The sequence below is a fragment of the Pseudomonas sp. ICMP 3272 genome (genome assembly GCF_001466905.1).
GTDB classification, from domain to species: Bacteria; Pseudomonadota; Gammaproteobacteria; order Pseudomonadales; family Pseudomonadaceae; genus Aquipseudomonas; species Aquipseudomonas amygdali.
Genome location: NZ_LKEK01000058.1, coordinates 63,091 through 69,535, shown reverse-complemented (window position 1 = coordinate 69,535; position 6,445 = coordinate 63,091). Strand labels below are relative to the sequence as shown.

Genomic DNA, 6,445 nt, shown 5'->3' with positions numbered 1-6,445 from the left:
GGCATGCGACGCGGAGCGCCGCACGATAATTGCGATGATCGCACGATAGTTGAGGTGATCGTTGTCAGTAACTGTTGCGCAGACATCAGACAGCGTAATCTGCCGGGTCTGACGTCAATCCTCCAGGAGGTCCCACATGTATTGGGCAGAATTTCTTACCGTTGCGCTGATCCACCTGCTGGCCGTCGCCAGCCCCGGTCCGGACTTCGCGGTGGTGGTGCGTGAAAGCGTCACGCATGGTCGTAAGGCCGGTACCTGGTCAGCGCTTGGCGTCGGCTCGGCCATCTTTCTTCATGTGGGCTATTCGCTGCTGGGTATCGGGATTATCGTTTCCCAGTCCATCGTGCTGTTCAACGCGCTGAAATGGGCGGCAGCTGCATACCTGCTGTACATCGGTATCAAGGCCCTGCGCGCCAGACCGGCGGCTGCGACGGGCGATGCCGCTATCAAGGCAATCCCGGGCGAGCGCACAGCAAAGAGTGCCTACATCAGCGGTTTCGTCACCAACGGCCTTAACCCCAAGGCCACGCTGTTTTTCCTCTCGCTGTTCACCGTAGTGATTAATCCGCACACGCCGCTGCTGGTGCAGGGCGGCTATGGGGTCTACCTCGCAGTGGCGACGGCCGCGTGGTTCTGCCTGGTGGCGCGGCTGTTCAGCCAGGCGCGGGTACGCGCGGGTTTTGCGCGCATGGGCCACTGGTTTGATCGGGCCATGGGCGGAGTTCTGGTCGCGCTGGGTATCAAACTGGCGTTCACTGAAGTGCACTGAAGCCTGCATTCAACAACGCTTTTACCGAGCGTATACCGAGTATGAGTGCCTCTTGCAGACAGCGAGAGGCGCTTCGAAAAATCATCCCTTTTACTGATTTCACTGGCAGGCGGGGGCTCTAGAGTCCATATTTCGAGCTCCGCCTGTGGACTTTGAAGAGGGACTCATATGTTACAGACTCGCGTTCTTGCGCCCGCCGATGGCGCTTACCAGTACCCTCTGTTGATCAAGCGCCTGCTGTCGTCCGGCAGTCGTTATGAAAAGACGCGTGAAATTATTTACCGCGACTCCGTTCGCTACACCTACCCGACCCTCAACGAGCGCATCTGCCGCCTGGCCAACGTCTTGACGGCGGCAGGCGTGAAAGCTGGCGACACCGTGGCAGTCATGGACTGGGACAGCCATCGCTATCTGGAATGCATGTTCGCCATCCCGATGATTGGCGCAGTGATCCACACCGTCAACGTGCGGCTATCGCCCGAGCAGATCGCCTATACCATCAACCATGCCGATGACCGGCTGGTATTGATAAACAGCGAATTCACGGGCCTGTATCAGGCTATGTCCGGACATTTGACCACCGTTGAAAAGACCCTGCTGCTGACGGACCTGCCCTACAAGACCGCCGACTTGCCAAACCTCGTCGGCGAATACGAGACCCTGCTGGCGGCAGCAAGCCCCGAGTACGCTTTCGAGGATTTCGACGAGAACTCGGTCGCGACCACGTTTTACACCACAGGCACTACGGGCAACCCCAAAGGCGTCTATTTCACCCATCGCCAGTTGGTACTGCACACCATGGGTGTGGCGGCCATCCTGGGGGGCGTCGAAAGTCCGCGGCAGTTGGGCAACGATGACGTCTACATGCCTATCACACCGATGTTCCACGTGCATGCCTGGGGCATTCCCTATGTGGCGACCATGCTGGGCCTGAAACAGGTGTACCCCGGCCGCTACGAGCCCGAGCTGCTGGTAGAGCTTTGGCGCAAGGAGAAAGTCACGTTCTCGCATTGCGTGCCGACCATCCTGCAAATGTTGCTCAACGCCAAGTCTGCGCAGGATGCGGACTTTGGCGGCTGGAAAATCATCATTGGCGGCAGCTCGCTGAACCGCAGCCTTTATCAGGCCGCCAAGGCCAAGGGCATCCAGCTCACCGCGGCGTATGGCATGTCTGAAACCGGGCCGCTGATTTCCGTTGCGCACATCAACGACGAGCTGAAGGCCGGCAGCGAAGACGAGCAGATTACCTACCGCATCAAGGCCGGTGTGCCTGGCATGCTGGTAGAAGCAGCCATCGTCGATCAGCAAGGCAACTTCCTTCCGGCCGATGGCGAAACCCAGGGTGAGCTGGTTCTGCGTGCGCCCTGGCTGACCGAAAGCTATTTCCGCGAGCCCGAGAAAGGTGCTGAGTTGTGGGCGGGCGGCTGGATGCACACTGGCGATGTGGCAACGCTGGACGGTATGGGCTTCATCGATATTCGCGACCGTATCAAGGATGTGATCAAGACCGGTGGCGAATGGATTTCTTCGCTGGAGCTTGAAGACCTGTGCAGCCGGCATCCGGCTGTGCGCGAAGTGGCTGTGGTCGGTATCGCCGACCCGCAATGGGGTGAGCGGCCTTTTGCCTTGCTGGTGATTCGCGACGGCCATCAGCTTGATGCCAAGGGCTTGAAGGAGCATCTCAAACCGTTCGTCGAGCAAGGTCACATCAACAAGTGGGCAATTCCCAGCCAGATCGCGCTTGTTACTGAAATTCCCAAGACCAGCGTCGGCAAGCTCGACAAGAAGCGCATGCGTCTGGATATTGTGGAATGGCAGAACAGCAACAGCACGTTCCTTTCCACGCTGTGACACCTTCTTATCTTGCCGCGCCCATCGGGCGCGGCAAGTGTCTGCGTCGCAGGTCCTGTTCTGCGACTTGCCAAATTTCCAATTTAATCCATCCTCCCCGCCACAGGTTTTTTAGCGGCCTTCCGGAAACGGGCGGGCCAGAGGCGTTGGTCCTGCAAATCACACTTTAGAGGGATCTAGCGTCAGGGCGTGCTGGCTATAGTCAGCACAGGGAATGAGCAAGAGCGGAGCTGGCTGTGTGTAGTGATTCGAAGACAGAGTCGTTTTTGGATTTCCCCACTGCCATAACAATAAAACACAAGGAGTAGCGTCGATGACAAGCACACCCCCATTCTGGCGTCGGGCCAGGCTGCCTCTGGCCGTCAGCCTTGCTTCCTCGCTCGCCGGCCCCGCCTTTGGCGTGACCTTCAACGTCGGTGAAATCGAAGGCAGTTTCGACTCATCGCTGTCGGTAGGCGCCAGCTGGTCGACTGCAAACCCCAATAAAAACCTGATCGGCGCCAACAATGGCGGGCGTGGTCTGTCGCAGACCTCCGATGACGGCCACTTGAACTTCAAGCGTGGGGAAACGTTTTCGAAGATTTTCAAGGGCATCCATGACCTGGAACTCAAGTACGGCGATACCGGCGTGTTCCTGCGTGGCAAATACTGGTACGACTTTGAGCTCAAGGATGAAAACCGCGAGTTCAAGGACATCAGCGACTCAGGCCGCAAAGAGGGCGCCAAGTCGTCCGGGTTCCAGTTGCTGGATGCGTTTGTCTACCACAACTATTCGATCGCTGATCAGCCGGGTGCCGTGCGCTTCGGCAAGCAGGTCATCAGTTGGGGTGAAAGTACCTTCATTCAGGGCGGTATCAACAGCGTCAACCCGGTCGATGTCTCGGCCTTTCGGCGTCCAGGCTCTGAAATCAAGGAAGGCCTGATTCCGGTCAACATGTTCTACCTGTCGCAAAGCCTGACTGACAACCTTTCTGCCGAGGGCTTCTACCAGCTGGAGTGGGACCAGACTGTCGTCGACAACTGCGGCACCTTCTTCTCGCAGCCGGACGTGATCGCCGATGGCTGCAACAACAACCTCGCGGTATTGCGCAGCCGCAGCGGCCTGAACAGTTCGCTGACGGCTGCCGGTTTGCCAGCAGGCGCACGCGGCGCGGTGTTCAACTCGTTGTCGCAGCAGGGCGTAGTGTTCGGTAACCCGGATGAGGGCGCTGTGGTGCGCCGTGGGCCTGACCGCGATGCGCGTGACAGTGGCCAGTTCGGCTTTGCCTTGCGTTACAACTTCGAGCCTCTGGATACCGAGTTCGGTGCCTACATGATGAATTACCACAGCCGTGCGCCGATCTTCAGCGGACGCGGCGGCTCGGCTGCTTCGTTCAGCCCTCAAGGCCTGGTGGGCTCGCTGGTCCGTAACGGTATACCGGCAGCAACGGCGACGCGACTCGCACCCACGCTACTGCCGGTTGTCGTGGCAGGCAACTCCAGTTACTACGTCGAATACCCGGAAGACATCCGTCTGTACGGTCTGAGCTTCTCGACCACCTTGCCTACCGGCACCGCGTGGAGCGGCGAGATCAGCTACCGCCCGAATGCACCGATTCAGGTCAACACCACCGACATCCTGTATTCGGGTATTTCGCCGCTCAACCCCAACGTTTCGCTGCTGAGCGGGCAGCCCAATACCGATCAGCCCGGTTATCGCCGCAAGGAAATCACTCAGTTGCAAACCACGTTCACCCAGTTCTTCGACCAGGTCATGGGCGCAGAGCGTCTGACGGTGGTCGGTGAAGTGGGCTGGACCCACGTGGGTGGCCTGGAAAGCACTTCCAAAATTCGCTACGGCCGTGACCCTGTGTATGGTCCTGGCCCGCTGCCTGGCGGCCAATGCGCGACGCTCAACGCAGGCACTCTGACCGGTGCCGAGCAGAATAACCTGACCCGTTATTGCGAAGACGACGGCTTTACCACGGCCAACTCCTGGGGCTACCGCGCCCGTGCCATCTGGGATTACAACAGTGTGTTTGCCGGGGTCAACCTCAAGCCGAGCGTGGCCTGGTCGCACGACGTCAAAGGCTATTCGCCGGGCCCTGGCGGCAACTTCGAAGAGGGACGCAAGGCCGTCAGCCTGGGGCTCGATGCCGAGTACCAGAACACCTACACCGCGAACCTTTCCTATACCAACTTCTTTGATGGCAAATACACCACGGTTGATGACCGGGATTTCGTGGCGCTCAGCTTTGGCATGAACTTCTAAGAGCATGGTTTTCAGGATGACGATGAATATGAAAATAACAAAAAGTCTGTTGCAAGCCGGGGTTCTGGGCATGTCGTTGCTGGCGACCAACGTGATGGCGGCGGTCTCCGCATCCGACGCGGCAAAGCTGGGTACCTCGCTGACGCCGATGGGCGCTGAAAAGGCCGGCAATGCGGCCAACACCATCCCTGCCTGGAGCCCGATGCCGAAAAATGCCGGGGCGGTGGACAGCAAAGGGTTCCTCGCCAACCCGTATGCCAGCGAAAAGCCGTTGTTTACCATCACCGCGGCCAATGTAGAGCAGTACAAGGACAAACTCGCGCCGGGCCAGTACGCGATGTTCAAACGTTATCCGGACAGCTACCGGATTCCGGTCTACCCGACCCATCGCGGTGCCACCGTGCCGGATGAAGTGTTTGCCGCCATCAAAAAGAACGCGACGACCACCAAACTGGTCGGTGGCGGCAGCGGTCTGGAAAACTTCGATACGGCCATCCCGTTTCCGATCCCGGCCAGTGGCGTCGAGGTTATCTGGAACCACATCACCCGTTACCGGGGCGGCAGCGTCAAGCGTCTGGTTACCCAGGCCACGCCACAGCCCAATGGCTCGTACAGCCTGGTGTATTTCTCCGATCAATTCGTGTTTCGCGACAAGATGAGGGATTTCGATCCGAAAAACCCGGGCAACATCCTGTTCTACTTCAAACAGGAGGTGACCGCCCCAGCACGTCTGGCGGGCGGTGTGCTGCTGGTGCATGAAACCCTGGATCAGGTCGCCGAACCGCGCTCGGCATGGCTGTATAACGCCGGTCAGCGCCGTGTAAGGCGTGCGCCGCAGGTTTCGTATGACGGGCCGGGCACCGCGTCGGATGGTCTGCGTACTTCCGACAACCTGGACATGTACAACGGCGCGCCTGATCGCTATGACTGGAAACTGATCGGCAAGCAGGAAATGTACATCGCCTCCAACAGCCACAAGCTGGACGATCCGACGCTCAAGTACGCTGACATCATCAAGGCTGGCCATATCAACCAGGACCTGACCCGCTATGAGCTGCGTCGCGTCTGGCACGTGACCGCGACCCTCAAGGAAGGTCAGCGTCATATCTACGCCAAACGTGACTTCTTCATCGACGAAGACACCTGGCAGGCCGCCGTTATCGACCACTATGACGGCCGTGGCCAGCTGTGGCGCGTTGCCGAGGCACACTCGGAAAACTACTACGACAAACAAGTGCCTTGGTACGCGATTGAAACCCTGTACGACCTGCAATCCGGTCGCTACGTGGCACTGGGCATGAAAAACGAAGAGAAGAGGGCGTACGAGTTCGGCTTCACTGCCGGCACCAGCGACTTCACCCCCAACGCGCTGCGTCAGGAAGGGGTTCGTTGATACCTGACCGATACACGCTGTAAATCAATGTCATGGCCATGTGCTTGAAAAGCCCCTTTAATGGGGCTTTTTCACGTAGAGGACATGGTCTTATAAGCTGTAGGAATTTTGTTACAGTCTTTTCCGTGATGACCTTTCAAAAGAGGCGATTTACCCGCTAGTCTCCGAACACCGCTATGCC

At 58.5% G+C, this 6,445-nt stretch carries 4 protein-coding genes; all 4 read left to right on the top strand.

Annotation, left to right across the window (positions count from 1 at the left end):
- The first annotated feature begins 136 nt into the window (after positions 1–136).
- The 4 genes from AO068_RS16180 (at position 137) to AO068_RS16165 (ending at position 6,264) form a co-directional block, all read left to right on the top strand.
- Complete coding sequence (locus AO068_RS16180; protein WP_002552186.1) at positions 137–769, top strand: LysE family translocator; 633 nt, start codon at positions 137–139, stop codon at positions 767–769.
- 168 nt (positions 770–937) lie between these two features.
- Positions 938–2,620 (top strand): fatty acid--CoA ligase, encoded by a 1,683-nt coding sequence (locus AO068_RS16175; protein ID WP_058408875.1) that lies wholly within the window; start codon positions 938–940, stop codon positions 2,618–2,620.
- 313 nt (positions 2,621–2,933) lie between these two features.
- Positions 2,934–4,871, top strand: coding sequence for a DUF1302 domain-containing protein (locus AO068_RS16170; RefSeq protein ID WP_005778004.1), 1,938 nt, complete (start codon positions 2,934–2,936; stop codon positions 4,869–4,871).
- 28 nt (positions 4,872–4,899) lie between these two features.
- A complete protein-coding gene (locus AO068_RS16165; RefSeq protein ID WP_058400574.1) occupies positions 4,900–6,264 on the top strand; it encodes a DUF1329 domain-containing protein in 1,365 nt (454 codons plus the stop codon).
- Positions 6,265–6,445 lie beyond the last annotated feature (181 nt).